This is a genomic window from Aneurinibacillus sp. UBA3580, assembly GCF_002375825.1.
GTDB lineage: Bacteria > Bacillota > Bacilli > Aneurinibacillales > Aneurinibacillaceae > Aneurinibacillus > Aneurinibacillus danicus.
Genome location: NZ_DFMZ01000063.1, coordinates 1 through 24,837, shown reverse-complemented (window position 1 = coordinate 24,837; position 24,837 = coordinate 1). Strand labels below are relative to the sequence as shown.

Annotated in this window: 27 protein-coding genes and 1 pseudogene; 19 read left to right on the top strand and 9 right to left on the bottom strand. The window is 44.9% G+C overall.

Features of this window, described 5'->3' with window-relative positions; genetic code table 11:
• From B2899_RS10115 to B2899_RS10105, 3 genes are all read right to left on the bottom strand, one after another.
• Positions 1 to 543 (bottom strand): L-serine ammonia-lyase, iron-sulfur-dependent, subunit alpha (locus B2899_RS10115; RefSeq protein ID WP_286885524.1); only part of this gene is annotated, 543 nt, incomplete at its 3' end.
• A 28-nt stretch (positions 544 to 571) separates the two neighbouring features.
• The gene (gene sdaAB / locus B2899_RS10110; protein ID WP_286885523.1) at positions 572 to 1,237 is read right to left on the bottom strand and encodes an L-serine ammonia-lyase, iron-sulfur-dependent subunit beta; all 666 of its coding nucleotides are present in this window, start codon (positions 1,235 to 1,237) and stop codon (positions 572 to 574) included.
• Entirely contained in the window at positions 1,234 to 1,788 is a 555-nt protein-coding gene (locus B2899_RS10105; RefSeq protein WP_286885522.1) for an ACT domain-containing protein, read from the bottom strand. The genes sdaAB and B2899_RS10105 overlap by 4 nt, the downstream gene beginning before the upstream one ends.
• A 249-nt stretch (positions 1,789 to 2,037) precedes the next feature.
• Between B2899_RS10105 and B2899_RS10100 the strand changes: the two genes are divergently transcribed.
• Together B2899_RS10100 and yhfH are read left to right on the top strand one after the other, a co-directional pair.
• Positions 2,038 to 2,241 carry an RsiV family protein gene (locus B2899_RS10100; protein ID WP_146811371.1) on the top strand — a complete coding sequence of 68 codons (204 nt, stop codon included), beginning with the start codon at positions 2,038 to 2,040 and terminating at the stop codon, positions 2,239 to 2,241.
• Between the two features lie 187 nt (positions 2,242 to 2,428).
• A complete protein-coding gene (gene yhfH / locus B2899_RS10095) occupies positions 2,429 to 2,560 on the top strand; it encodes a protein YhfH (RefSeq protein WP_146811372.1) in 132 nt (43 codons plus the stop codon).
• 297 nt (positions 2,561 to 2,857) lie between these two features.
• On the opposite strand, the gene B2899_RS10090 is transcribed toward yhfH, so the two are convergent.
• Positions 2,858 to 5,737 (bottom strand): transporter substrate-binding protein, encoded by a 2,880-nt coding sequence (locus tag B2899_RS10090; protein WP_286885519.1) that lies wholly within the window; start codon positions 5,735 to 5,737, stop codon positions 2,858 to 2,860.
• Positions 5,738 to 6,299: 562 nt separating this feature from the next.
• Between B2899_RS10090 and B2899_RS10085 the strand changes: the two genes are divergently transcribed.
• Positions 6,300 to 7,346 carry an aliphatic amidase gene (locus B2899_RS10085; protein WP_146811373.1) on the top strand — a complete coding sequence of 349 codons (1,047 nt, stop codon included), beginning with the start codon at positions 6,300 to 6,302 and terminating at the stop codon, positions 7,344 to 7,346.
• A 334-nt stretch (positions 7,347 to 7,680) separates the two neighbouring features.
• Entirely contained in the window at positions 7,681 to 8,886 is a 1,206-nt protein-coding gene (locus tag B2899_RS10080; protein ID WP_146811374.1) for a trans-sulfuration enzyme family protein, read from the top strand.
• A 44-nt stretch (positions 8,887 to 8,930) separates the two neighbouring features.
• Here B2899_RS10080 and B2899_RS10075 read toward each other — a convergent pair whose 3' ends face one another.
• A complete protein-coding gene (locus B2899_RS10075; RefSeq protein ID WP_146811375.1) occupies positions 8,931 to 9,308 on the bottom strand; it encodes a DUF4363 family protein in 378 nt (125 codons plus the stop codon).
• A gap of 94 nt (positions 9,309 to 9,402) precedes the next feature.
• On the opposite strand from B2899_RS10075, the gene B2899_RS10070 reads away from it, so the two are divergent.
• On the top strand, positions 9,403 to 10,266 hold the full coding sequence (locus B2899_RS10070) for a DUF421 domain-containing protein (RefSeq protein WP_146811376.1): 864 nt from the start codon (positions 9,403 to 9,405) through the stop codon (positions 10,264 to 10,266).
• A gap of 164 nt (positions 10,267 to 10,430) precedes the next feature.
• On the opposite strand, the gene B2899_RS10065 is transcribed toward B2899_RS10070, so the two are convergent.
• On the bottom strand, positions 10,431 to 11,684 hold the full coding sequence (locus B2899_RS10065; protein ID WP_286885514.1) for an O-antigen ligase family protein: 1,254 nt from the start codon (positions 11,682 to 11,684) through the stop codon (positions 10,431 to 10,433).
• Between the two features lie 180 nt (positions 11,685 to 11,864).
• On the opposite strand from B2899_RS10065, the gene B2899_RS10060 reads away from it, so the two are divergent.
• Positions 11,865 to 12,221 carry a hypothetical protein gene (locus B2899_RS10060; RefSeq protein ID WP_286885513.1) on the top strand — a complete coding sequence of 119 codons (357 nt, stop codon included), beginning with the start codon at positions 11,865 to 11,867 and terminating at the stop codon, positions 12,219 to 12,221.
• Positions 12,222 to 12,336: 115 nt separating this feature from the next.
• The gene (locus tag B2899_RS10055) at positions 12,337 to 14,472 is read left to right on the top strand and encodes a peptidoglycan D,D-transpeptidase FtsI family protein (protein ID WP_286885512.1); all 2,136 of its coding nucleotides are present in this window, start codon (positions 12,337 to 12,339) and stop codon (positions 14,470 to 14,472) included.
• A gap of 79 nt (positions 14,473 to 14,551) precedes the next feature.
• Here the strand turns inward: B2899_RS10055 and B2899_RS10050 are convergent, their stop codons facing one another.
• Complete coding sequence (locus B2899_RS10050) at positions 14,552 to 15,511, bottom strand: helix-turn-helix transcriptional regulator (protein ID WP_286885509.1); 960 nt, start codon at positions 15,509 to 15,511, stop codon at positions 14,552 to 14,554.
• Between the two features lie 123 nt (positions 15,512 to 15,634).
• On the opposite strand from B2899_RS10050, the gene modA reads away from it, so the two are divergent.
• The 4 genes from modA to B2899_RS10030 are packed head-to-tail and all read left to right on the top strand — an operon-like array spanning position 15,635 to position 17,948.
• Positions 15,635 to 16,426: a molybdate ABC transporter substrate-binding protein gene (gene modA / locus B2899_RS10045; RefSeq protein ID WP_286885507.1), complete on the top strand. Its 792-nt coding sequence runs from the start codon at positions 15,635 to 15,637 to the stop codon at positions 16,424 to 16,426.
• 56 nt (positions 16,427 to 16,482) lie between these two features.
• Positions 16,483 to 17,136 (top strand): molybdate ABC transporter permease subunit, encoded by a 654-nt coding sequence (gene modB / locus B2899_RS10040; protein ID WP_414631766.1) that lies wholly within the window; start codon positions 16,483 to 16,485, stop codon positions 17,134 to 17,136.
• A gap of 15 nt (positions 17,137 to 17,151) precedes the next feature.
• Positions 17,152 to 17,790, top strand: coding sequence for an ATP-binding cassette domain-containing protein (locus B2899_RS10035; protein WP_286885503.1), 639 nt, complete (start codon positions 17,152 to 17,154; stop codon positions 17,788 to 17,790).
• A gap of 11 nt (positions 17,791 to 17,801) precedes the next feature.
• Positions 17,802 to 17,948 carry a hypothetical protein gene (locus B2899_RS10030; protein WP_286885501.1) on the top strand — a complete coding sequence of 49 codons (147 nt, stop codon included), beginning with the start codon at positions 17,802 to 17,804 and terminating at the stop codon, positions 17,946 to 17,948.
• 124 nt (positions 17,949 to 18,072) lie between these two features.
• Here the strand turns inward: B2899_RS10030 and B2899_RS10025 are convergent, their stop codons facing one another.
• Together B2899_RS10025 and lexA are read right to left on the bottom strand one after the other, a co-directional pair.
• On the bottom strand, positions 18,073 to 18,411 hold the full coding sequence (locus B2899_RS10025; RefSeq protein WP_286885499.1) for a hypothetical protein: 339 nt from the start codon (positions 18,409 to 18,411) through the stop codon (positions 18,073 to 18,075).
• A 106-nt stretch (positions 18,412 to 18,517) separates the two neighbouring features.
• Positions 18,518 to 18,829: pseudogene (lexA, locus tag B2899_RS10020) on the bottom strand (transcriptional repressor LexA); the annotation flags it as partial.
• Positions 18,830 to 19,081: 252 nt separating this feature from the next.
• Here lexA and B2899_RS10015 point away from each other — a divergent pair.
• The 8 genes from B2899_RS10015 (at position 19,082) to B2899_RS09980 (ending at position 24,751) form a co-directional block, all read left to right on the top strand.
• On the top strand, positions 19,082 to 19,792 hold the full coding sequence (locus B2899_RS10015) for a polysaccharide deacetylase family protein (RefSeq protein ID WP_146811384.1): 711 nt from the start codon (positions 19,082 to 19,084) through the stop codon (positions 19,790 to 19,792).
• 405 nt (positions 19,793 to 20,197) lie between these two features.
• Positions 20,198 to 20,632: a small multi-drug export protein gene (locus B2899_RS10010; RefSeq protein WP_146809972.1), complete on the top strand. Its 435-nt coding sequence runs from the start codon at positions 20,198 to 20,200 to the stop codon at positions 20,630 to 20,632.
• A gap of 20 nt (positions 20,633 to 20,652) precedes the next feature.
• Positions 20,653 to 20,898, top strand: coding sequence for a hypothetical protein (locus tag B2899_RS10005; RefSeq protein ID WP_286885497.1), 246 nt, complete (start codon positions 20,653 to 20,655; stop codon positions 20,896 to 20,898).
• A 92-nt stretch (positions 20,899 to 20,990) separates the two neighbouring features.
• Positions 20,991 to 21,419 carry a DUF2935 domain-containing protein gene (locus B2899_RS10000; protein WP_286885495.1) on the top strand — a complete coding sequence of 143 codons (429 nt, stop codon included), beginning with the start codon at positions 20,991 to 20,993 and terminating at the stop codon, positions 21,417 to 21,419.
• A gap of 116 nt (positions 21,420 to 21,535) precedes the next feature.
• Positions 21,536 to 21,862 carry a YnfA family protein gene (locus tag B2899_RS09995; protein ID WP_286885542.1) on the top strand — a complete coding sequence of 109 codons (327 nt, stop codon included), beginning with the start codon at positions 21,536 to 21,538 and terminating at the stop codon, positions 21,860 to 21,862.
• 101 nt (positions 21,863 to 21,963) lie between these two features.
• Entirely contained in the window at positions 21,964 to 22,740 is a 777-nt protein-coding gene (locus B2899_RS09990) for a hypothetical protein (protein WP_286885494.1), read from the top strand.
• Between the two features lie 243 nt (positions 22,741 to 22,983).
• A complete protein-coding gene (locus tag B2899_RS09985; RefSeq protein ID WP_286885492.1) occupies positions 22,984 to 24,102 on the top strand; it encodes an RNA-guided endonuclease InsQ/TnpB family protein in 1,119 nt (372 codons plus the stop codon).
• 448 nt (positions 24,103 to 24,550) lie between these two features.
• Complete coding sequence (locus tag B2899_RS09980) at positions 24,551 to 24,751, top strand: cold-shock protein (protein ID WP_146809977.1); 201 nt, start codon at positions 24,551 to 24,553, stop codon at positions 24,749 to 24,751.
• Positions 24,752 to 24,837 lie beyond the last annotated feature (86 nt).

The window sequence follows — 24,837 nt, the reverse complement described above, 5'->3', positions numbered from 1 at the left end:
GGCCGCCGCCATGGCGGTAGCCGAACCGACCTCGGCCTGACACCCGCCTGCCGCGCCTGAAATAAATGCATTGTTTGCGATAACAAAACCGATGGCTCCCGCCGTAAACAGGTAATTCACCATCTGGTCATGGCTGGCATTAAGCTTTGGCGCCACGGCAAACAGCGTACCCGGAACGATGCCGCAGGCACCGGCAGTCGGTGTCGCGCAGATGGTGCCCATTTTGGCGTTGACTTCGTTCGTGGCAACCGATTTGCTGACCGCATCCAGCAGGAGCCTCCCGGACAGCGGTTCCCTTTCTTTGAGATACGTTTGCAAAAGAACCGCATCGCCTCCCGTCAATCCGCTGCGGGAGCGGGCGGGTTCAGCAATGCCACGTCTTACCGCTTCTTCCATAATATCCAGATTCCGTGTCATCATTTCTATGATTTCCTGCCGGCTTTTACCGGATACTTCGCTTTCGACATCAATCATAATTTGAGAGATCGGCTTATTTTCTTTAGCGGAGAGCTCAACGAGTTCCGCAATTGTGCGAAAGGCCATTGTTCGTCACTTCCTTATGTCATTGTTCTTAGAGAGCCGGAGTGCTAGAAACGCGGTTCACATAAGACAGTTCACATATTTCTTTGTATATTGCACCCGATACGGCCTGATCCGTTTCAATCACCATAAGGGCTTCTGCCCCTTTGGATTTGCGGGCCATCTCCATATATCCTATATTTATTTTATGTGCGGCGAGCACTTCAGATACGGCCGCCACCAGTCCGTACCGATCCTCATGCCAGACAAACAGGGTCGGCATATCGCCGGTAACGCGTACAGGAAAGTTGTCGACTTCAGTGATCTCCATCTTTCCGCCACCTACCGAAATGCCGCATACGCTCAGTTTTTTATTCCCATCGTCGAGTATAATGCGCGCTGTATTCGGATGGTTTGGAATATCGTCAGATACATGGATCGAGACTTCCATGTTCGAATCTTTTGCGATGGAGAGGGACTGCGTAATCCGTTGATCGAATGTGTCAAATCCGAGGATTCCCCCTACAATCGCAATGTCGGTTCCATGACCTTTGTATGTTTTCGCAAACGAGCCGTAGAATGTCACGTTCGCTTTTTTGGGCCGGGTTCCGAATAGTTTACGGGCCAGCAGGCCAATTCTTGCCGCTCCGGCTGTATGGGAGCTGGAGGGTCCGATCATCACCGGTCCGATAATGTCAAATACAGAGCGATATTTCATGCCGTCTCCTCCTGTGGATTATGAGGATATAATGAGAGGACTTTAGTGATTTGCGGGATGTGTTCGATTTTGGCGGTAACGCTCTCCGGGATGGCTTCATCCGTCAGAGAGACCAATAATGCGTTTTTTCCTTTCTGTTCCCTCGATACTTGCATGCTGGAAATATTAATTTGATTTTCTGCCAGAATACGCGATACATCGCAAATCACTCCGGGGTAATCCGTGTGATATACGAGAAGTCCGTGTGCATCCGGAGTAATCCGGCAGCTGTAATCATTCATTCTGCTAATAAATACCTCATGATGATCCTTTTCAAATCGGTATTTATTTTTTCCGATTTGTAAGATTGCGATTTCATTTGTATATTCTCCCGAGCTGGTTTCGATTTTAACAGTCCGGTCGGGTGAAGGACCAAGCAGCCCTTCGATGAGTTTTCGTGCGATTTCTTCTCTGTGCTCGTGCGTGAGAATGTTAAGTGTCGCTTCGCTAATCTGTTCCTCTAAATAGCGGATGAGCCTGCCTAATGCAATAAGCCCGGAATAGTGTACCATTTGTGTTCCCCTCGACTTTCATACGGTGCTATCATGATTGTATGGAAAACACGAATGTTATTCAACATAAAAACAAGAAATAGGAAAAATAAGAGATTAATGTTCGGTTTTTAGTTTTTGTAAATCTCTAACTCAAAGCCGATCCGGCATTGATTCGTTTCTATCGGGGAATTCCGGACACCGGCGGCTGAGATAAAGGAGGGGGCATAACAGCCGTGCGCGTCAATATACTCTCACTAAGTAAAAGTACTGAGCGACATCGTGGAAAAGCAGATCAAGACGAAGGAAGAATATTCGTACGTGTGGCTTGAACAATATAAAGGAATAAAACCGGATCAGCCTTTCTATGTGACCGGGGATGCGCTGCATCTTTATTTTTATCCGTATGAGATTGCCGCTTATGCGGCGGGTTTCTTAAGGTTTCCGGTGTTTTCTCTGCATTCGTTTCGGTAAAGGCATTTTAATCATTTCGCATCCATGCATCGACCTTCGTTTTGACAGGGGTAGCACGAGGGGAACTTTTCCTTTGAACAGAAAAAAGAGTTTTTAGTTATATAACAAATGTTGACAAAAACATTTCTGTTATAATACAATGAAAACAAGAAAAATTCAGGAAAAATAGTAAATGGAGGAATGAAAAATGACAAGAAATCTGGACTTTTACAGAAACCTGCCGCCGAAAGAGTGCCGTGAATGTGGTGACATTATGGAAGAGCAGGCAGAGTCTTATATTTATGAGTGTCAGCGTTGCTTTGGTCGTAAACATGAATAAAGAGATGTTTTAGAAGACGCGGGATAATGCCCTGTTTGTTCCTGAAAACGGGAATGAGCAGGGTGTTTTTTGTAGAAATAAGAGAAGAAGAAAGAAGATCTGAGGTAGGAAAAGGTGTTCGCCTTTTTTCGTATTTTGTAAGCGGGGAAAAACGCGCGAGGCGTGTGCCGGCCGAAGAGCCACAAAGCGGCCGCTTGTCCTCTGTGTGGAGAAAGGACGAGCGGCAACGCCCGTGAGTTGTTCTTACCGCATATTTTCCGATAAATTTTTTGCAAGATTCAAGTCAAAATCGTTATTTTACAGTTCAATTTCATATTCTTTTAATTTCCGATAAAGAGTAGGGCGGGAAATCCCTAAATATTTTGCCGTTTTACTTATATTACCGTTTGTTTTTAGAAGAACTTTGATTATTAGCTTTTTGTTTAAGTCATGATTTTGCTGTTTTATATCTTGTACATTATTTATGGAATGATTGGAAAAATCCAGTTCCATGTCCATAACACCTAATGGTTGAAAAATATATCGGGGCAGATGTTCCTTGGTTATCACAGCTGAATTATCCGAGATATAAAACGCTCTTTCAATGACATTGCTCAACTCTCTAATATTTCCATACCAGTTGTGCTTGATCAGAATATCAAACGCTTCTCTAGAAAGTTCTTTTTTACGGCGTCCCGTCGTTGCAACCAAGTCATCTATAAAGTATTCAACCAGCGCAGAAATATCATCCAATCTTTCACGGAGAGGGACTAATTCAATCGTAAACACATTTAATCTAAAATATAGATCGCTTCGGAAGGAGCCTTTAAATGCAATTTCTTGATTTAAATTTTTATTTGTTGCTGCAATGATTCTTACGTCAATGGGGATGGGGGTGTGTCCGCCAATTCTGGTCACTTCTTTCTCCTGAAGAACCCTCAAAAGGGAGGCTTGCAATTCCAGAGGCATGTCCCCTATTTCGTCAAGAAACAACGTACCGCCATTCGCCGCTTCAAATTTCCCCTGGTTCCCACCTCTTCTTGCCCCGGTAAATGCTCCTTCTGCATATCCAAATAGCTCAGCGTTGATAAGATCTTTTGGAATAGCCGCACAATTAATGGCGACAAAAGGTTTATCACAACGGTTGCTTTCATTATGAATGGCTCTAGCAAATAATTCTTTTCCCGTCCCGCTTTCGCCCAGAAGCAGAACATTGGCAGTAGTTTGGGCAGCGGATTTAGCGAGTGAAACGGCTTTTAAAAAGTTCTCGTTTGATCCTACCAGATCTTTCGTTACTATTTTTCGCTTATCTTTGACGGGCTGAGATTTATTCAAAGAGCTACCTATCTCTTTAATGAATACATAATAATAGGGCTCAGAAGTAATGATTTTAATCTCAACTAAATCATGGTTTGCTTTCTTCCTTAAGACAGATGGTATCTCCTGCGGGAAACGATTAAAGATGTCTTCCATAATATTTTCTACGAAATCCTTTTTTTGTTTAAACATTTGTTGGCCCCGTACATTTGTAAACACGATTCGTTTATCTTTTATCACATACAGACAATCACTCATCATTGCAGACACATCTTGAAGTATTGTATGCAAGGATACCTGTTGATGTTTTTGTTCCACGGTATCCACGGCATATTCTACAATACGCGCCAAGGAATTTGTAATGAAACTAAGGGTTGAAATTTCATCAGACTGAATAAAAAAGCCAATAACTCCGTTGAAGGTACCCGATCTGGAACTGATGGGGATTCCTATGGAATGCCAGGTTTGAAGCTGGGATATTGTATGCATGGTATCCTGGACAGAAGATAGGACTTTCCTTTCCCAGGCGAGTTTCAACCCCGTTTCGTCTAAATTTGAATAGGCTTTAATATGGCTCCCGGGTTGGATTTGAGTCCATGTTATGGGAGGGAGCTCGATTCCGTGATTATAGGTGTCCAGAACATTTCCGTCCATATCTATGAAAACCGACAAATAGGGGAGAAAATGAACAGACCTTTTAATTTCATCGAGAAGAACTTCATACTGGGCCAGCTTCTCTTCTAATTTTCCCGTCCCAAGGACGTTTTGCTTGTCTTTATCGCTATCAAGTAATTTTTTAAAGAAAGGAGACGGGGCTATAGTGGTTCCCGATTCCCAAAGGATATCAAATTGCCCGTTTTCATTTACCTTTCCAATGCGAGAGTGTAAGTGTAGATGCTGGGTTTCTGTGTCCACTACAATTTTTCCTTGTGGTGCTTCAAAACTTAGTCCGGACAGGGCCTTCCTTAAAGAATCCGTATCCAGCTTTTTCACTCTTTCTAATGCATGAGTTAGTAAATAAATACTATTATATGCATTTTCCATAGCTGAACTGATACGATCCGTTCCATATGTTTGCTGGTATTGGTTTACAAACGATTGGTTTACTCTGGATTGAATGGTGCTGAAATAAGGGAATGAAGAATAATAGCCTTTAGTGTAAAAATTTCGTAAAGTGGATATTTCTGTCTCAGCGGTGATCGAGCTTGCAATAGGCTTGTTGATCCCGTACTGATGAAATTGTTTATAAAAAGAAACGGCACTATCTCCAACGAGAGTAGAAAAAATGACATCCGGGTTTACTCTTTCGATATCTTTTAAATATTGGTAAAATTTTTGGTTGCCCAGACTACTGTAGTTCTCTCCGACAATGATCCCCTGGTGGCTTTCAACAAGAAAACGTATCAACTGGTTGGTTTGTCGAGGGTAAATGTAATCGGAACCTATCAAATAGAATGATTTTCCTAGATTTTCAATAATCCATGGAATAAAGTGAAGAAGTTGCTGATTGGGGACTGGACAACAATAAAAGATATTGCGATGTTGTTCCTCTCCTTCATACTGTGTGGGATAAAACAGCAGAGTATCGTATTTTTCCAGGGTAGAAATTATCATTTTGCGACATGCAGAAGTGTAAAGCCCCACAAGTGCAACCACTTTATCTGCCAGAATAAGTTTTTCGGCCTTTTGAGCTGTAAGGTAAGGGTCTGAAGCAATATCTTCTACAACAGGTAATAATCTCCGACCATCTATCCCCCCTTTTTCATTAATTTGCTTGATGGCAAGAAGACAGGCTTGATATTGTCCCCGTTCCGTAATCCCTGTAGTTCCGGTAAGAGAAAAAAGTATGCCGATTTTAATTTCGTGCTCTTTCGTCATCATAGCTTTCCCCCTTTTTACACTTGTAACAGTTTTGTACGAGCTATAGAAATTGTAAATGTTAAATAATTTTACATTATCATTACACGTTTTGACAGTGATACCATAGCGAGGGCTGCTTTGAAGATATAATGTGTCAACTATTATAACATAATAAGTCGAATTAGATTACCTATTATTATTGTTGTTTTTTGGTATGGTATTTGCTATATAGAAATGCATAAGCAGGCCAAACAGAGAAGGGATTACCCTCTTCTTCCTTCATGATTTTCACAGAAAGAGTGTTAGGAAATATAACAATGAAGAAGACGGCAGAGAAAAATGCTCATAAAATATAATCATAACTTATAAATAATCATTATATTTTTATATTGCCGATCGATTCTACATCATGGAAAAGGGGGAAGTTGTTAAATCAGGGGAAATAGAAGGCGTTGCTGTTGATAGTATCAAAAAATATCTAACCATTTGATTAAGGGTGCTTGAAAGGGGGGATTATTGGAAGGGTAAGTCTGTTCAAAAGTAATATTTTCAAAAAATTAGAAAAAGTGAGGAGAAATGAAAAATGAGACATGGAGATATTTCTAGCAGTCATGATACAGTTGGAGTTGCCGTTGTAAACTATAAAATGCCGCGCCTGCATACCAAGCAAGAGGTAATTGCCAATGCTAAAAATATTGCTGATATGGTTATTGGGATGAAACAAGGGCTGCCGGGAATGGACCTGGTTATTTTCCCGGAATACAGCACTATGGGAATTATGTACGATTCAGACGAAATGTTCGCGACGGCTGCTTCCATCCCGGGTGAAGAAACGGAGATTTTTGCAGATGCATGCAAAAGAGCGAACACGTGGGGAGTCTTTTCCATTACAGGTGAAAAACATGAAGATCATCCCAACAAAGCTCCCTATAACACGTTAGTTCTTATTAATAATAAAGGGGAAATTGTACAGAAATACAGAAAAATTATACCTTGGACTCCGATTGAAGGCTGGTATCCTGGAGATACGACCTATGTAACCGAAGGGCCTAAAGGTATTAAAATCAGCTTAATTGTTTGCGATGACGGAAATTATCCGGAAATTTGGCGTGATTGTGCCATGAAGGGAGCTGAGCTCATCGTTCGGCCCCAAGGGTATATGTATCCGGCGAAAGAACAGCAAATTATGATGGCTAAAGCGATGGCCTGGGCCAATAATACGTATGTCGCTGTAGCTAATGCTACTGGTTTTGATGGAGTCTACTCTTACTTTGGCCATTCGGCAATTGTTGGTTTCGACGGACGTACGCTGGGAGAATGCGGGACTGAAGAAAATGGAATACAATATGCGGAAATCTCTGTATCACAGATTCGTGATTTCAGAAAAAATGCACAATCACAGAATCACCTCTTTAAGCTTTTGCATCGAGGCTATACTGGTTTAATAAACTCAGGGGATGGTGATCGCGGGGTAGCCGAGTGTCCATTCGATTTCTATCGAACTTGGGTTCTGGATGCAGAAAAAGCAAGAGAAAATGTAGAGAAAATCACGCGGAAAACCGTAGGGACAGCTGAATGCCCGATTGAGGGAATCCCGAATGAGGGCAAGCTTAAAGAAATCGGTGTGTAATTGGGGATACTGTAACGATGTCGATGCCCGTACCAGCGAATTTCTTACCGGGGAACTACGCAAGCACACATGCCCCTGTTCCCCACAGAAGCTATACTTTGGCAGTTAGTGCAGAGACGAAAGTAAAAAATGTAAGAGCGTAACATTTCAAACTTTTCATTGTTGATTTTTTATATGTTTATTTCAAAATATATAATATAATATACAATTATACATTATATACTAGCGTTGTATAAAATTTCAGGAAATCGCTTGAACTGACATCTGGCCCGAGAATATTTTTGAAGAAATGAAAGATAAAAGAGACCAGCACAAACAAAAGAGGAGAGAGAGCATGAACGAACGTTATAATCATGAAGAGCTGAATCTCAGTGGACTACATAACGAAACCCTGGTAGTACACGCCGATGATTGGGTAACCAACGATGGGACGGTGGCTCCGGCGATTTATTACTCAGCCACATTCCGTGCACAAAGTGCCGCCGAATTCGCGGACATGGCGGAAACTCCCCGCCATCCCCGGTATTACACGCGTTACGGCAATCCGGTGCATGAGCGCGTAAAGAAGGTGATGGCTGAGCTTGAGGGCACAGAAACCGCACTGGTAACCGGCTCCGGGATGGGGGCGATTGCTACGACCCTTCTGGCGCTGGTCAGCGCAGGCGACCATGTGATTGCACAGACGCGGCATTACATGAGTACCGCCAAAATCATGGACGAGATGCTGCCGCGATTTGGTGTCGAAGTGACCGTGGTTGAGCAAGCCGATATCACAGCTTTTGCTGAAGCTATTCGGCCCAATACAAAGCTTATCATGGTGGAGACGCCGGCCAATCCGACTTTAGTGGTGACCGATTTGGCCGCCGTGGCGGCATTGGCTCGCCCGCGTGGCATCATCGTCGTGGCCGACAACACGTTTGCATCGCCGATCAATCAGCGCCCTCATGACCTGGGCGCCGACGTCATCGTTCACAGCGCCACTAAATATTTGGGCGGCCACCATGATTTGACAGCAGGTGTGATCTGCACCAGCGAGGAGTTAGCCGAACGTATTTGGCATACACATATTTCCATCGGCTCGGTCCTCTCTCCGATGGATGCGTGGTTACTATTGCGTGGTCTGCGTACGCTTCCGATGCGGATCGAACGGATCAACGCCAACGCCCTCGCCTTGGCCGAGTTCCTGGAGGCACAGCCGCAGGTTGAGCGTGTGTATTACCCCGGTCTTGCCAGCCATCCGCAACACGAGCTGGCGAAACGCCAGATGCGCGGGTTCGGCGCGGTGATCGCTTTTGCAATCAAAGGTGGTTATGATGCAACGCAGCGCTTCGTTTCCGCACTGAAACTGTCGCCTAACGCAGTCAGCCTGGGCGGGATCGATTCACTGGTGGTACATACAGCGGCGATGTGGGAAGGGGTAATGAACGAGGAGCAAATGCGAACAGCCGGGATTCCGTCCAATTTCGTGCGCTACTCGGTCGGCATCGAACATATCGATGACCTGAAAGCGGACGTATTGCAAGCCCTGCAAGTGGTTTAAACCACTTGCAGGGTTTTTTCAGTATTTCCTTTATAGCCGGCGGCTCACATGGAATAAATCTGGTTTATTATGTCTTTGATGTGTGCAGCGGTTATTTTGCTTTCGACTTGTGCCTTCTCATTTACCGCCGCCTTAAGTCTCATGATTTGGACTTCCAATTCCTCATATTCTGCCTCATCTCCCAGCAGTTGTAACTTCCATTTTTGTTTTTTATATAATTCCGATAATGCATTGGCCTCTACGGAAGCTTCTTGCCACTGCTGCTGATCCACCAGCGTTTCAACCCGTGTGGTCTTCTGGAACAAAGGATTTTGGTCTATTTTTTTCGCTGCGCTTGCAGGAGAAGCAAATCCGCATACCATCAATAAAATGATGACAATTCCGTATGATACAGCCCGGCCTACTGGCATGAGTTGATGCATAAAAACGCCTCCCTGAACCGAAGTATATTACCGGTTTATTTTTTCCCAAAAACCACAATACTAACAGCATAAAGATTCGGAATGGGGGATTTTAATGCCGGAATATCTTCTCATACTTATTCGCTCTTTGCTTTCTTTTGTTTTACTTCTGTTACTGGCAAGGTTAATGGGGAAGAAACAGCTTTCCCAGCTTACGTTTTTTGACTATGTTGTGGGTATTACCATTGGATCGATTGCTGCCGCGCTAGCAATCGATCAAAACATTATGATCATTAATGGGATTATCGGACTGATCATATGGGGAGCCCTTCCCATGCTGTTGAGCTATACGGAATTAAAATCGAATAAGCTGCGGCACCTGATGGACGGAGAACCCACCGTATTGATTCGGGATGGAAAAATTCTTGAAGAAAACATGAAAAAAGAACGTATGACGGTTGACGAGTTGATGCTTAGCCTGCGGGCTAAAAACACGTTCCGGCTTTCGGATGTCGAGATGGCAGTGATGGAAACGAACGGAGAAATCAGTGTGCTGAAAAAATCGGATGCAGAACCTGTTACGCCGAAACTGTTAGGAATGTTAACAGAGCAGCACAAATCACCGGGTACTGTTATTGTCGACGGAAATGTTATAGATGCGACGCTGTCATCTCTTGGATATTCGAGAGAATGGTTACTGGGGGAGATAATGAAGCAGGGGGGCACAAGCTTCGAACAGGTTTTCCTTGCCCAAATCGACTCTACCGGCAATGTATACATCGATTTTTATTATGATAAAATGACCCAACCCCAGGCAAAGCAAAAGCCGTTGCTTGAAGCCTCTCTTAAAAAAGTTCAGGCCGATTTGGAGTTGTTTGCTTTGGATACAAACGATCCGGCGGCAAAAGCGATGTACCAGCAGCAAGCCAAACAGTTGGAAACGGTCGTAAACTCGCTGGCTCCGTATTTAAAAGAATAGGCGGATGATGCAAAAAAAGGGACCTCTGCACGTTTTTTCCGGCACAGGCATATACCGATAAATGCAGGTGACTGGCAGACCGCCGTAATAAGACTCCTGTACCCGGCCAGGAATACAGGAGTCTTTATAATGGCGTGTAACGAGGAGTTATTTGGACGATTTGACTACTTTATTGAGGCAGCTTCGGCTTGTTTTTTACATAGTAAACTTTTCTGAAACGAATTTGGGATACTGTCGTGTTGAACCGCTGGTATCGCGCGTTCCCAGCTTCCGAGCAGCATGATGGCTATCAAAGCTGTCTGCGGCGAGATGAGCGGGTGATCAAGTATACCGGTGAGCGGCAGAACAGGCAGTGTAAAGAAGAAGAATGCCATTTGCTGTTCTTTCCATTTTGAAATGACAAACAACTTTATTCCTTTATACAAATACGAACCTGTAAAAAGGAGAAACGCTGTACCTCCGATAACTCCGTATTCGCAAAAGAAGCCGAGAAACAGATTATGCGCATGAGTAATTCCCGTCTTCTCAAATGCGGCATAAGCTTGTTGAAACCCAAGAGGCGTTACACCAAAAAACGGTGAGTTGTTCCACACCTGGATGCTGTATTTCCAGATAGTCTGTCTCGTTTCGAATGATTGTACCATACTATCAAAACGCGGAATTATGCTTGAGAAGGTCCCGGTATATGCCAAAAGAATACAGGAAACGGTTCCGAGTGTGATGGCTACCAGCCGGCTTACTTTCCATGCAAACAAAGTGAGTAAAAGAACCATAATCGCCACGCCTGTGCGAGAGCCGGTTTGTACAATGGCAAGCATAATCGGGAACATAAGCCCGATGTATAGAAAGAAGAATAAGCTTTGTTTTTTCTCGCTTTTGATTGTTTGAAGTATGTTAGCAATCAGGCTTGCCAGACCCAACAGTAAGATAAAGGCGGTAAAATTAGGATTGTATGCACTGCCAAACAACCGCCCCGATTCTTCTAACCCTAATGGAGCCATGCCTATCAGAATACCAAGCCACCAGTTTCCCCCGTACACATATCCTTTGTGTAATTGGATTTGCCCCACTATAGCCATATAAAGGCTTCCTACTATGAGGATATGTCTGAAGTTTTGTGATTTCCAGGCCGTATCTTCTTCTCTTGTATACAGATATACACCCAGATACCCAAGTATCATAATCGGGACGAGAAGATAAATCGGTTTCCACGATTGTATACAGGCTCCAATCGAGGCAAAAATAAGTGTTAAAAAGAAGAAAGGAGCAGGCTGCCGCAGGAAGAGTGGTTGCCTGTGCAGGAGTCGATGGCCCACATGATATATTCCTGCCCCGATAACCCATACAATGCCTGCAGCAGGCAGAAAAAAGAGAAGCAGAATTCCCCATTCAAGAAATGAAACCCGTTTTTTTGCCATTATGGTTTTATCTCCTTGTACGTGCATATATTATGAAGCATACTGTTTCTCATTGTGGGTATTTTTTACGGAGAATAAACGTGCGCGCGGTTGTGTCCATGTATAAAAGAAAAAGCGGACGTCGACAAATAAATAATAGAGAGCAAGGATACACGTATTTGTATCACGGAGGAGTTATCATTGAATAAAAAAGTGCTTATTTTGTCGGAAGCGGTGGGAGCAGGCCATACGAAAGCGGGCGGACTAACTTGTTTTGAAGCGCTGGCAAAAAAGCTTCCGCTGTTTATTTACCGGCCTTTGCCGGGGCACGAAGAAGGCAACAGCGATTTTTTGATAAGCCGCAAGCTGGCCGTTCGCATCAATACAGAAGAGGAGATTGACGGGTGGATGCGCAAACTGCTGGAAGGTCCGCAGGGCGCAGCTTTTCTTATACAAAATATGACTCAGTTCCGGCAAACAATGGATCCGCTGGCGACGGCCAAATCGGTTCTGAACTTTATCGAAGTGAAAAGAGAAAACGAATGCTTTTTATCGTGATAGTAGGCCAATAAAATAAAATTGTAAAAAAAGGAAACTTTTTCATGCATTTTTACGTTATGAGTATAGAGGATTCGATTGTGCTTTTTTGAAGAATGAAGCGGGGGCGTGGGTCGTGTTTAAGCATGAAGAGAGAGAAAATGAACGGGCAAAGCAAATCTTTCGGCGCCTGAATTTTTTATTGATTCTCATATTTTTGGTATTTGCGCTCATTATCTTCCGCCTATCCTATATCCAGGTCGTAAAAGGAGAGGAGTATACGATCAAAGCATCCCGAAAATCCGATCAGAAGATAGCCATTCCCGCCATGCGCGGTAATATTTACGATCGAAACGGAAATTTAATCGTCCACAGCCGAGGCTCGTTCGCCGCCGTATTTCGGGAACTGGACGATATGGACAAGGAGCATTTTATTGCGGTTGCGACCAAGCTTGAGAAAATTTTGTCCGGTGCGACTAAGGAAGGTCTGCTGGAGAAAATGGATGTGGGGCTGCAGTATAAAAACGGTCAGGTTGTTAAAGTCCCGCGCATGACCTCAAAGTTTCTCGAGAAAGACTTAAAGTATGATTTAACACAGCAGGAGATTGCCTACCTGGCGGAGCATCGTACCGAGCTAAAGGGTGTTACGGTCGTCACAAAGCCGATTCGTGAATATGACAAAAAACAAGTCGCTGTACAGGCCGTAGGGTATGTCCGTCCTTTCAACGTGGCCGATAATCAGGGCATCGAATTCTATCGTCAACAAAAAGATTTCTATCTCCCAAATCAGATGGTGGGCTACGATGGAATTGAACGCAGTTATGAAGAAGAATTGCGTGGAGAGAATGGCTACCGCATATATCAGGTGACCGCCGATCAATCGATTGTTCGCCAGATTGCGGAAGTGCCGCCTAAACCGGGCAATAACCTGTATTTAAGTATTGATCAGCGCGTTCAACTGGAGACAAGCATGTTCATTAAAAATTTTCTGCCCAGACTTCGCGCCACCGGAAAAAACGTAGGCAGCGCAAAAAATGTGTATGTGGTTGCCATGGAAGTAAAAACGGGCAAAATTGTTGCCATGGTCAGCTATCCGGAATATGATCCTAACATTTGGGCTGCCGGGCCGGACCTTAAGACATACGAAAAAAATCAGTTTTCTTTTACAAACGGTACGATCCGCAGCGCACCGCATGATGTACGTCCGAAAACGGGCGATGCTGCGGTCATGGAAAATTATAAGCATCCTGCTTCGATTGTGCCGGCAGGCTCTGTAGTTAAGCCGAGCACTGTATTAATGGGATTGGCCGAGGGAGTCATTTACCCTGGACAATACTGGTCCGATCCGGGCGCATACCGTTATGGCGGCGCATCAGACGTGATTCATAATGATAGCGGCCACAACTACGGGTCGCTTACTCCGCAGATTGCGATTCAAAAATCGTCCAATACGTACATGGCGTATGTTGGACATCAGCTAAGCAGAAAGCATAAAAAGAACTCCGTACCGGTGTTGCAGAAATATTTGCATGCCTTCGGACTCGGGGTAAAAACGGGCGTCGATTTGCCGGGAGAATCATCCGGGGGCGAAGACTTTTTGACGATGAACAAGAAGTATGGCCCGCTGGCTGCCATGGTACAATCCTCGTTTGGCCAGCAGGGGCGCTATACGACGATGCAGCTGGCCCAGTATGCGGCCACCATTGCCAACAAAGGCATCCGATTGAAACCGCAAGTCGTTGATCGTATCGTGGATAGCAACGGGAAAACGATTCGTGTGCTTACACCTGAAGTCGTAAGTAAGCTTGATGTGCCGGATTCCTATTGGAACATCGTGCACCGGGGCATGGTGATGGTAACACAGCCGGGCGGTACGGCCAATCGCGTGTTTGCCGGATTTCCGTACAGCGTGGCCGCAAAAACGGGGACCTCCCAGCAGGACATTTATGTCCCGGATTCCATCGATTTTTCAAAAAAGGTAAATTGGCATAAATACAGGGAGATTAATAACGGTGTGTTCATCTCGTTCGCTCCGGCGGACAATCCGAAGCTGGCCGTGGCTGTCGTTGTCCCGGAAGGGGGCTATGGGAGCGGATCGGCCGGCCAGGTTGCCCGGGCCGTATATGACATATACGAAAAATATATCGGGCTTGGACCTACGGACAAACCGTATAATCCGGCTACCGCCGTACCGGGTGGCACCGATGCGAAGAAAGAGAAGAAAGCGGGCGCAGGAGAGCAGGTGCAGAAAGAAAGCCGTTCTCAAAGGTAGGAGCAGGGCGCTTCCTTTGAAGAACGGCTTTTGTGTGTCCCATAACGCTTGCTGCCAGGCAAAGTGAATACGGCAGTGTTTATGGCGTTTCGTATACGATTTTTCCTGTTAACGATAGATCATATCCGCCGATGGCATTAAGTTTATGCTGAAACGAAGAAGAACGCAGGGTGCTGAGGAGCAAATCACATAATGGTTGATTGGACTCAGACTTTAATACGACCAAATCGTAGCGCTCTTTGATGAGCGGAACGAAATCGATTCCTACGATATAGGCAGCTTTTTCGATGCCGAGACCCACATCCGCTTCGCCGCTGGCAATCGCTCCGGCTACGCCTAAATGATTTGTCTCCTCTCTCTCGTATCCATGGATCGTCCCGGGAAGAAGCTGGTGAAGGCGCAACTGCTCATCAAGCAGCACGCGGGCACCCGCTCCTTTCTCCCGATTGACGAACCGGATACCCGGTTTATTTATGTCTGTCCACTGTTCAATGTGCTTGGGGTTTCCTTTTTCTACATAAAATCCGACCCAGCGTGATAGAAGATTGACGACGAGATAGCGGTGCCCTACGAGGATTTTCTGAATATAGGGGATGTTGTACTCACCGCTGTCCCCGTCCCAGAGATGGGTGCTCACGATATCCGCTTCTCCCCTGTACATCGATATCAAACCATTGAGGCTGCCCATATAGGAGCGGAGCAGTCGATACGTAGTCTGCGGCTTTTCCATATGTTTGGCTAATATGTCAAGGCTGATGTCCTGTCCGCTAATAACAATTGACCTTGCCTGTCCTGCCGGAACAGACGGTGTCTGGCTAACAGGGGAAAATGCGGGTGGTGCGGGAGCGGCTTGCGGCGACGCATAAGCTCCTTTTTTGGTTTTGGCTTTGTAGGCTTCCAAATCTTTGGCATCGATTCGCATTTGTCTGCCGACACGGTAGGCCGCAAGCTCCCCTTTTTTGATGAGATCATATACGGTTAGCTTCGATACTTTCAAAATGCTTGCGATTTCTTCGGTTGTATAAGAGATGTCGTTCATAATAGTCCTCCGTAGAGATATAAACAGATGATTTCTTCTTTTATAGTTAGATATATTTAATTATAATTAAATATATCTAACTATAAAAGAATTCAATATTTTACCATGTGGGAGGGAAGAAAAATGCGTAAATCAATTAGTTTATTATTAGCCGCAGTAGTCGTTATTTTTGCTCTGGTCGGGTGCGGGAGCGGCTCCAATCAAGAAGAAGGCAATCCCTCCAATGTCCCAAAAGAAATAAACGTGCTGGCGGCAGCCAGCTTGACCGATGCGCTGAATGAAGTAAAAACAGCATTTGAGAAAAAACATAACGGAATTTCGGTTACATACAGTTTTGGCAGTTCCGGCAAACTCGCCGGGCAAATTGAGCAGGGGGCGCCCGCCGATGTATTTCTGTCAGCAAGCAAGAAAGATATGGACAGGCTGCAGGAGAAAAATGCGATCCAAAAAGATTCGCGTGCCGATTTTGCCAGAAATGAGCTTGTGCTTATTGTTCCAAAAAGCAGTCCGCTACAGGTGGGTACCTTTGAAGACATCAAGCCGGAACTGCTGAAGAATATAGCCGTCGGGGAACCGGAAAGCGTGCCTGCTGGCCGCTACACGAAGGAGACGCTCGAGAAGCTCGGCATGTGGGAAAAAGTGCAGGACAAGCTCGTGCTGGGCAAGGACGTTCGTCAGGTGCTTACGTATGTGGAGTCAGGGAACGCGGATGTGGGTGTGGTATATGCGAGTGACGCTAAAACTTCGCAAAAAGTTAAGGTGCTGGCGACGGCCAAGCCGGAATGGCACAACCCTATCGTATATCCGGGTGCCGTTACGACAGACTCAAAGCATCCGGAAGAAGCCAGACAGTTCCTTGCGTACCTCAAAAGCGAAGAGGGACAGAAAATATTGAGAAAGTACGGGTTTAAATAGAGAGAGTCGGTGAATACAACGTGACAGACGTGAGCTTTCATCCGCTGTTTTTGTCGATGAAGGTGGCCGGGATTGCTACGCTGATTGTATTTGTTGCGGGCGTGGGCACGGCCTTTTGGCTCGGACGCCGAAGTTTTCCGGGCAAAAGCGTAATCGAGTCGCTGTTTTTGCTTCCGCTCGTTCTGCCTCCTACCGTGGTAGGATTCGGCTTGCTCGTATTATTCGGGAAAAACGGATGGATCGGCCGTTTGTTGGCAGAATGGTTTGATGTTCAGGTGGTATTTACGTGGATAGGGGCAGTCATCGCATCGGTGGTCGTTTCGTTTCCGCTGATGTACCAGGCTGCCGCTGCCGCTTTTCAAACGCTGGACGAGAAGCTTGAACAAGCCGCCCGCACGATGGGGGCCTCGGAATGGCGGGTTTTCTGGACCATCTCATTTCCGCTCGCCTGGCCGGGAATTCTTGCGGGTCTCGTTCTTTCATTCGCGAGGGCGCTTGGCGAATTCGGCGCCACGCTGATGATTGCCGGCTATATTCCAGGCAAGACGGACACTTTGCCCATTGCTATTTACTTTGCCGCCGAGGCGGGACAGATGGAGAAGGCAACCATCTGGGCGGTTATCATCGTTGCGCTCGGATTCAGCGCCATGATGTGGCTGAACTGGTGGGGGCGAAAAAACATGCGCCGGTTTTCCCGGCGGGACGAATAAGACGGGGGTAGTGATATGCTTGCCGTTACTATACAGAAAAAGCTGCCTTACTTTCAGCTTGACGTAGATTTTACCGTTCAAAAAGAGATTGTGGTGCTGTTCGGGCCGTCAGGGGCCGGAAAGACGACCATATTGAACAGTGTAGCCGGACTTATTCAACCGGATTCGGGAACGATTCGCTTAAACGACACCATCTTTTTTGAAACGGGCCAAAAGCCGCTCCCGACCAGAAAGCGGAAGCTGGGTTATCTTTTTCAGGACTATGCTCTTTTTCCTCACATGACGGTTGAGAAAAATATTTTATACGGGGTAAAAAAGGAACGGGAGGCGGTCTCGTCCGCTTTCGTTGTCCAATTGCTTACGGTTCTTGGCATTCGGCACTTGCTTCCCAAATATCCGTATCAAATATCGGGAGGGGAGAAGCAGCGGGTCGCACTGGCACGGGCACTCGCAGGCAAACCGGAGCTGCTGCTGCTTGATGAACCGCTTTCGGCGCTTGATGCAAAAACCAGGCAGCAGTGCCAGGATGAGCTGCTGGAGCTTCACCGCCTCTGGCAGATTCCTGTTCTTCTCGTTACCCACGATGAGAAGGAAGCGGAAAAGCTGGGGAACAGAATTCTTACGATAAACCAAGGCAAAATCGTAGATAAGTGAGGGAAGGTCAAATGGGGCAGAAGAATCGAAAAGCAGAGGCAAAGAATGAGAATGAGCAAGCGCTGCATAACGAGGCATTGGAACTTGATCCGGGAATCGGGCTTTGCCCTGCGGCTGATTCGGTGAGTAGATCGCGTCGTCTGGTCTTTGGAATATAAATCAACTGATTTTGTAAATAAAAAACGATTTCCTATTGTCGTGAACTGTAATCCGAATAACGGACTTTTTTTAAAGTGTCCATTATTTGGGTTACAGTTCATTCTCAGTGCATAGGTTCTTTTTTCAACTACTACTCCCATTTAAGCTATCATTGTATATTTGCATCCATTTTTTACGCTTTAGAAATAAAACTGTAAGCAAAACAACCTCGCCTACAACCAATAAACCTAAGCCTAAAACTAACCCTCCAAAAAATAAAAACTCGTTAACTTTCCAAGAGAAAAAGAACCATCCCATTATTCCAAATACACCTAATGCTAAGTTAATAGTCCCCGCAATAAGGGTTTGTGGCAGAAATAATCCTGTTTTCTTAATCATAGTGGAACCATACTTAACGCTTATAGATGTAGCTATCATCATAAAAATCACATATATCGTCATTGCAATATCTATCTTATTCATTCATTTAATCCTCCCTTATAATGATTTTACCATAAAGCCCCATTCTCTTCTTAAAGTATCGAAAGGTATTCTAAACATTGAATTTTGATGCACGTAAACTGTCATATTCTATAGCTGTAATCGGCAAACCAGCTGTCACTTTACCCACGACCGGAACCCTAACCATCTTCACTTTTTCAAGAACAGATATATTGCTTTTTGATTCGCCGTCTAAAATCTCAATCGCGCGAGGTTTAGTTGGATCACGGCGAATAAGTCCCTTCTTTTCAAGGCGAGCTAAATGGCCATGCACCGTAGAGCTTGAAGCTAACCCTACTGCTTCGCCAATTTCACGAACGGATGGCGGATATCCCTTCGCTTTGACTTCCTTCTTGATGAAATCAAGAATGGTAAGCTGTCTGCTGGAAAGTTTCTTCATCCCATCCCCTTCTAAACAAGAACGTATGATCTTATTTAGAATTACGCAAGAACATACATTCGATTTACAACAGAAATTTTTATATTTATTTTCAGACTAATAAATAGGCTTTATTAATATCATTGTTAATTTTCTTATTAATCTAACGAGCAGATTTGTGGAATAAGAATTACCCGTTCTTATATTAGTTTGATATAATGAGTGATGATTAAAGAGTATAAAGTCTATTCAAGTAAGATTAGAGGTAAATGAATGAAAAAAAGAATAGTCATATTTTGTATAGTGCTACTAGCATTTTCCCTTCTATTGTTCAGTACATATAAATTAATGAATTCGAGAACATACCAGTTATTTGGAGAATTAACCAGTCATGTAGAAACGAATAAAAAAGTAGTGGCGTTAACATTTGATGACGGTCCTTCAAAAAATGTAGAGCAAATATTAACCCTTTTGGATAAATATAATGCAAAAGCCACCTTTTTCTTAATTGGAAATGAGCTGGAGAAAAACCTTAAGGAAGGGCAAAAAATAGCAGAAGCAGGGCATCAAATAGGAAATCATACATATTCTCATAAGCGAATGATTTTCAAAAGCACTTCTTTTATCAAGCAGGAAATAGAAAAAACCAACCAATTGATTCGTAAAACAGGTTTTAAGGGAGAAATTGATTTTCGTCCACCAAATGGCAAAAAACTTATTGGATTACCCTATTATTTAAAAACACATAATATACAAACTGTTACTTGGAATCTTGAACCAGACACCTATTATACCTCTGTTTCCGACAAAGTGAATTATGCAAATAAAAATGTAAAACCTGGGTCTATCATTTTATTACATCCAATGTATGATAATACAGGGAATGAACTAAAAGTAATTGAAGGGATATTAAAACGTTTGTCTGAAGAAGGTTACGAGTTTGTAACGGTAAATGAGTTACAGAAATTAGGGAAATCTTTTTAATATTTCTTTATAAAACTAATGGGGAACGATTATTGAGGAGCGAGTGCCATCGCTCCTCTTCATTATAAAAAATATAGGCTTTTTTAACACAGTCTACTTGACAGGGGTAAGACCACTCAGCCGGGTCTCTTTTTTAGCTCACTCTCTTTTCTTTCACAGGCCGCATCGCCAGCACGTTCTTAACAGAAAAGTATCTTATTTCTTACCTAGCAATCAATTCACTCCCCTCAATTAATTGTATAGTAAGATGAAGGTAGCCCTTGAACGAAAAACAATAAACGTAGACTTTGCCCAGGACAGGACCTGAGGTAAATTCCTTTTGGAAGATTTTACGTTGCGAAACCATTACCAATCGCTTCCGTATAACAATAGTGAAAAGAATGAAAATAACGGGAGAGAGTGAGCATGGCAGAATGGATGAAAATCATTTCGGTCATCGGTACGAGCGTGCTTGAACTGTGGGCGGCCATTCCGCTGGGTTTTGCCCTGAGGCTGCATCCGGTAACGATTGGCGTAGCGAGTGCGGTAGGCTCTATCATCGCAGCGGCAATCGTCATCTTTCTGGGAAAATCGCTGCGCAGCTGGCTCGTAAGACGTATGGAGCGGAAAAACAAGAAACAGGGACGGATGGCCCGTATCTGGCAGAAATACGGAGTTATCGGTCTAGGCCTTGCGTCGCCGCTGCTTACGGGTGCGCCGCTTGGGGCGGCTATCGGCGTCTCGGCCGGGGCAGACTCCGTAAAGCTTTTCATCTGGATGAGCATCGGGATTGTGCTGTGGAGCATCATTCTAACTGCGGCCGTGGCATTTGGACTTCTCAGTCTTACATCGTTCGGTTAAGCGGGAAAGGACGAAGTGGTATGTTTGCAAACTCAAAAGCAATACAAATGATTGAACTTCTGCTGCTTTTAAGCATTCTCGTGTATACGGTGGCGTATATTGGAGGAGCGCTGTATCCTACCGTATATGCGGCAATGGCCGCGTTTTTGTTGGGGATTGCAGGGATTGCCCTCTCGCTTTGGAAGCAGCGGTATTTGTTGGCTATTGCAGATTTTCTGCTGGTGGTAGGCGTGTTTACGCACATCATGTTTTTCTGGAATCTGTAGACTCATCACGGTATTCCCCCTTTTTCACCCTTTTTGCATTGCCTACATACACTGATTGGGCTATGGCATCCGCATGAAAAGGGGGAAAACCGATGCAGTTTTATTACGGGGAGAAAATGCCGCTCCGCATTCTGGATGAAGGAGAATTCTGGAAACTTCAGGAGGCAGAGCATACGCAAGTGATACGCGCGCTCGTACCTAATCTGGAGCCGGCTTTCGTGCAGGCATTGGGAGCATGGGAGCAGGCGCTGTCGCAGACGCAGGCAATGTTTGTGCGGTATATTGAAGCAGTCGTGCGAATCGGACACCGTGTTAGCCCGGCGCTGCAGGCCGAGATTATGCAATGGGTCTGTTTTGCGCTGGAGCAGAGCCGGCAGTTCGTTTTGCTTCTGAATCAATTGGGCACAGAGAGCCAGCCACTGAAAAGCAATCCGACTGCGATTACGGTGCTTAATCACATTCGGCGTGAATCGGAATATTTTATTGGAATTGCGGAAGGCCTTCTGTATACAAGAAGATAACGTTTTACGAAGGATTCCCCCTGTATTATGCTAGAATAGCAAGGTACAGGGGATTTGTTATATCGAATGTCGAAATATCAAGCATGATTTATATAGAAGACGGGAGGTAGGCTGATCTGTCACAAGCTATTCTTTTATTTTTGCTGGCCGGGATTGCCGAGATCGGCGGAGGGTATTTGGTTTGGCTGTGGCTGCGCGAGGGGGCGTCTTATTGGTATGGCATGATCGGAAGCCTTATCCTTGTGTTATACGGCGTAATTCCAACGTTGCAATCCTTTCCGAGTTTTGGCCGCGTATATGCGGCATACGGCGGAGTCTTTATCATCTTGGCCGTGCTCTGGGGATGGGGAATCGATAAGAAAACGCCTGATTTCTACGATTGGCTTGGCTGTGTGATATGCCTTATCGGGGTGTCGGTTATGCTTTGGGCGCCGCGCTCCTAAACGGATAGTGAATGTGCTAAAGTTGTTGCAAGAGTCGAAACGATCCATTACAATTGATAGTAATTATCATTATTATTTGTTTTTCGGAAAGGAGAGGCTCTATGGACGAAGTGACGGCTTGCAAAGCACTGGCACGGGAATTTCGTACATATCTGGGAGCGGAAGAAAAGGTCGTTTTTCCGGTGGAGGGATCGGATTTGCTGACGGCATTCGGCATGGACAGATTGCTGAAGGAGACCGGGGAATACATCGGAGCAACGAAACCCCATGTAGCCGGGTCCTTGTTTGTGAAGCGTTACTATTGCCAGGTGCCTCTGGCTGCTTTGTATAGTATCACACAGCTGCAGCGCAGTTTTGATTTCTCGCTCGCAAATCTTTCGTTTGGATTTGATGAAGACAGGCAATGGTGCATACGGATTAAGCATACGCAGATGAGCGTATGTCCGCCGCAGGACCGGGAACGTTGGCGGCAAGAGCATGTATACCGTCTTTTTACGGAAACGGTAGGCCCCGTATTTCGAACGGTGGCCCAGCGTACGGGAGTAGGGATGAGCACGTTATGGGCGCATCTATCTTTTGCCGTCTATCATAGATACGAACTATGGCTGAAAGGGGCGACTTTCGAAGCGGAGCGGCGGCGTATTCATGACGATTTTCATTTTTTGACGTCTGATGCGCCGGCGGGATGGTTCGAAGGCGTGGAACAAAATCCTTTCGCGGAAGAATATGTGTATTTTCCGCATCCGAAAGAAGAAGGAACCAGCGTGCGGCTGCGTCAAAAATGCTGTTTTAATTATTGTCTGCCGGAAGGGCGGTACTGCTATACGTGTCCCGGGTTGTCGGAAGAAGAACGCGTGCAGAAGATTATTGGAGCATAGGATGCGACAGGAGGGACTGGCCGGATAATGCCCGGCAACCCCCGGACCTCCGTATTCATTATTTGCGTAAAGGACACTCGTGACTTCAGTCATGAGAGGAATTTACGCCAGGCTCAGGCGCACCTTTAGGTGTGTCAACGAGCCTACCCTTTCCCCCTTGTCCTTTACTTCCTCCCTTCCTTTTGGTTTAATCTCACTAAAAACCAGGGTATAATTAACCTGGTGAAAGTGAGGGGGTGCCTAATGGAAATCACCATGACTGCTAAAATCAAGATCAACCCAACATCCGAGCAAATGAATTTGCTGAGAACCACTCTTGACGCTTACCGTTCTGGTTGTAATTTTGTATCAGCGCTTGTGTTCGATACAAAGCAATTAGCGCAAGCGAAACTGCACAAAATGACCTACGAAAGCTTGCGCTCCCTCTTTTCTTTGCGTTCTCAAATGGCGCAGTCTGTTATGAAAACAGTGATTGCTCGCTATCAATCCTTAAAAGGGAACGGTCACGATTGGACAAAAGTACAATTCAAGAAACCTCAATATGATCTTGTATGGAATCGAGACTATTCTCTTACCAAAGGATTATTTTCGATTAATACACTTCGCGGTCGGGTGAAAGTGCCATTTGAAACGAAAGGTATGGAACAATACTTTGACGGAACGTGGTCGTTTGGTACAGCAAAACTCGCCAACAAGTATGGCAAGTTCTTTCTGCATATTCCGATGACGAAAAAAATTCCAGAAGCATCTGAACAGGACATCTGTCAGGTAGTTGGAGTCGATATGGGCATGAACTTTGTAGCGGTCAGCTATGATTCTCAGGGAAAAACCCTGTTTTTCAACGGAAGATCCATCAAAGATACGCGTTCAAAGTACAAACATATGCGTAAGCAATTACAACAATTGGGTACCGCTTCTGCTCGTAGAAAGTTGAAGCGAGTCGGTCAACGAGAAAACCGTTGGATGGCTGATGTAAACCATCGGGTATCAAAGGCACTCATTGAACGATATGGAGCCCATACCTTGTTTGTTGTGGAAGACTTAACAGGTGTTCGCCATGCAACGGAACGTGTAAGAATAAAAGATCGCTATGAAACGGTTTCTTGGGCATTCTACCAACTTCGCACCATGCTTGAATATAAAGCACGGATGAATGGGTCTAAGGTGATTGCTGTTGACCCGCGATATACTTCACAAACTTGCCCGAAATGTGGACATACAAAGAAGGCAAACCGCAACAAGAAAAAGCATACATTTAGCTGTAAGGCTTGCGGATATACATCGAATGACGACCGCATTGGGGCGATCAATCTTCAGCGAAAAGGAATTGAGTACATCGCTGAAGTGACTGCACAAGCATGACTTGTGTAGTTGGGTAGCTGTCAACCTGCCTATAGTAACACCACTCTAAGGAAGGAGGTTCACAAGAACCGTTGCACTTCCGGGTAGTTACAAGCTCGCAACTTTAGTCGTGAGTAGTTGACGAAAGAGTCAATGACATGTTTTAATAGTGGGCTTTTTGTGGTATAGGAAAGCATATGTCACTTTACGGTGATAAAGCGGCATATGCTTTCCCTCCATATGTAATCGAGGAAAAACGCCCGCAAGTTTTTCTTATTTGCTATCATTGGATTTGTGTGGTATACTTACTTCATAAGTTAGGAATAGCAATAGAAGCAGGAACATATAATTCGCATGTTATCAGGGATTATATTTTCGTTAATGCAATCCCTGATAATATGCGAATTTTTTATTTTGCCCCGGTAAATGAGTAAGGCGCATATTAGAGTAATTTTTTGGAGGTTTATACATGACTACAGGTACTGTTAAATGGTTTAATGCAGAAAAAGGCTATGGCTTCATTCAAGTTGAAGGCGGTAATGATGTGTTCGTTCATTTCAGCGCTATCACTGGCGACGGATTCAAAACGCTTGAAGAAGGCCAACGCGTACAGTTTGATATCACAGAAGGCAACCGCGGACCGCAGGCTGCTAACGTGGTAAAACTGTAAGACTTTTTCTTACTATAGCATTTATTTATGGGATGAAAGGCTGTCGGCATTATGGTGCGGCAGCCTTTTTTCTGTGAAAATTGTGA

Coding starts and splice junctions, on each gene's coding strand:
- B2899_RS09980 (WP_146809977.1), top strand. CDS start 24,551: ATGACTACAGGTACTGTTAAATGGTTTAATGCAGAAAAAGGCTATGGC.
- B2899_RS10090 (WP_286885519.1), bottom strand. CDS start 5,737: ATGATGACGAAAGAGCACGAAATTAAAATCGGCATACTTTTTTCTCTT.
- B2899_RS10050 (WP_286885509.1), bottom strand. CDS start 15,511: ATGAACGACATCTCTTATACAACCGAAGAAATCGCAAGCATTTTGAAA.
- B2899_RS10065 (WP_286885514.1), bottom strand. CDS start 11,684: ATGGCAAAAAAACGGGTTTCATTTCTTGAATGGGGAATTCTGCTTCTC.
- B2899_RS10075 (WP_146811375.1), bottom strand. CDS start 9,308: ATGCATCAACTCATGCCAGTAGGCCGGGCTGTATCATACGGAATTGTC.
- B2899_RS10030 (WP_286885501.1), top strand. CDS start 17,802: ATGGGGCAGAAGAATCGAAAAGCAGAGGCAAAGAATGAGAATGAGCAA.
- sdaAB (WP_286885523.1), bottom strand. CDS start 1,237: ATGAAATATCGCTCTGTATTTGACATTATCGGACCGGTGATGATCGGA.
- yhfH (WP_146811372.1), top strand. CDS start 2,429: ATGACAAGAAATCTGGACTTTTACAGAAACCTGCCGCCGAAAGAGTGC.
- B2899_RS10025 (WP_286885499.1), bottom strand. CDS start 18,411: ATGAATAAGATAGATATTGCAATGACGATATATGTGATTTTTATGATG.
- B2899_RS09985 (WP_286885492.1), top strand. CDS start 22,984: ATGGAAATCACCATGACTGCTAAAATCAAGATCAACCCAACATCCGAG.
- modB (WP_414631766.1), top strand. CDS start 16,483: ATGAAGGTGGCCGGGATTGCTACGCTGATTGTATTTGTTGCGGGCGTG.
- B2899_RS10105 (WP_286885522.1), bottom strand. CDS start 1,788: ATGGTACACTATTCCGGGCTTATTGCATTAGGCAGGCTCATCCGCTAT.
- B2899_RS10070 (WP_146811376.1), top strand. CDS start 9,403: ATGCCGGAATATCTTCTCATACTTATTCGCTCTTTGCTTTCTTTTGTT.
- B2899_RS10015 (WP_146811384.1), top strand. CDS start 19,082: ATGAAAAAAAGAATAGTCATATTTTGTATAGTGCTACTAGCATTTTCC.
- B2899_RS10085 (WP_146811373.1), top strand. CDS start 6,300: ATGAGACATGGAGATATTTCTAGCAGTCATGATACAGTTGGAGTTGCC.
- B2899_RS10000 (WP_286885495.1), top strand. CDS start 20,991: ATGCAGTTTTATTACGGGGAGAAAATGCCGCTCCGCATTCTGGATGAA.
- B2899_RS10080 (WP_146811374.1), top strand. CDS start 7,681: ATGAACGAACGTTATAATCATGAAGAGCTGAATCTCAGTGGACTACAT.
- B2899_RS10010 (WP_146809972.1), top strand. CDS start 20,198: ATGGCAGAATGGATGAAAATCATTTCGGTCATCGGTACGAGCGTGCTT.
- modA (WP_286885507.1), top strand. CDS start 15,635: ATGCGTAAATCAATTAGTTTATTATTAGCCGCAGTAGTCGTTATTTTT.
- B2899_RS10035 (WP_286885503.1), top strand. CDS start 17,152: ATGCTTGCCGTTACTATACAGAAAAAGCTGCCTTACTTTCAGCTTGAC.
- B2899_RS09990 (WP_286885494.1), top strand. CDS start 21,964: ATGGACGAAGTGACGGCTTGCAAAGCACTGGCACGGGAATTTCGTACA.
- B2899_RS10005 (WP_286885497.1), top strand. CDS start 20,653: ATGTTTGCAAACTCAAAAGCAATACAAATGATTGAACTTCTGCTGCTT.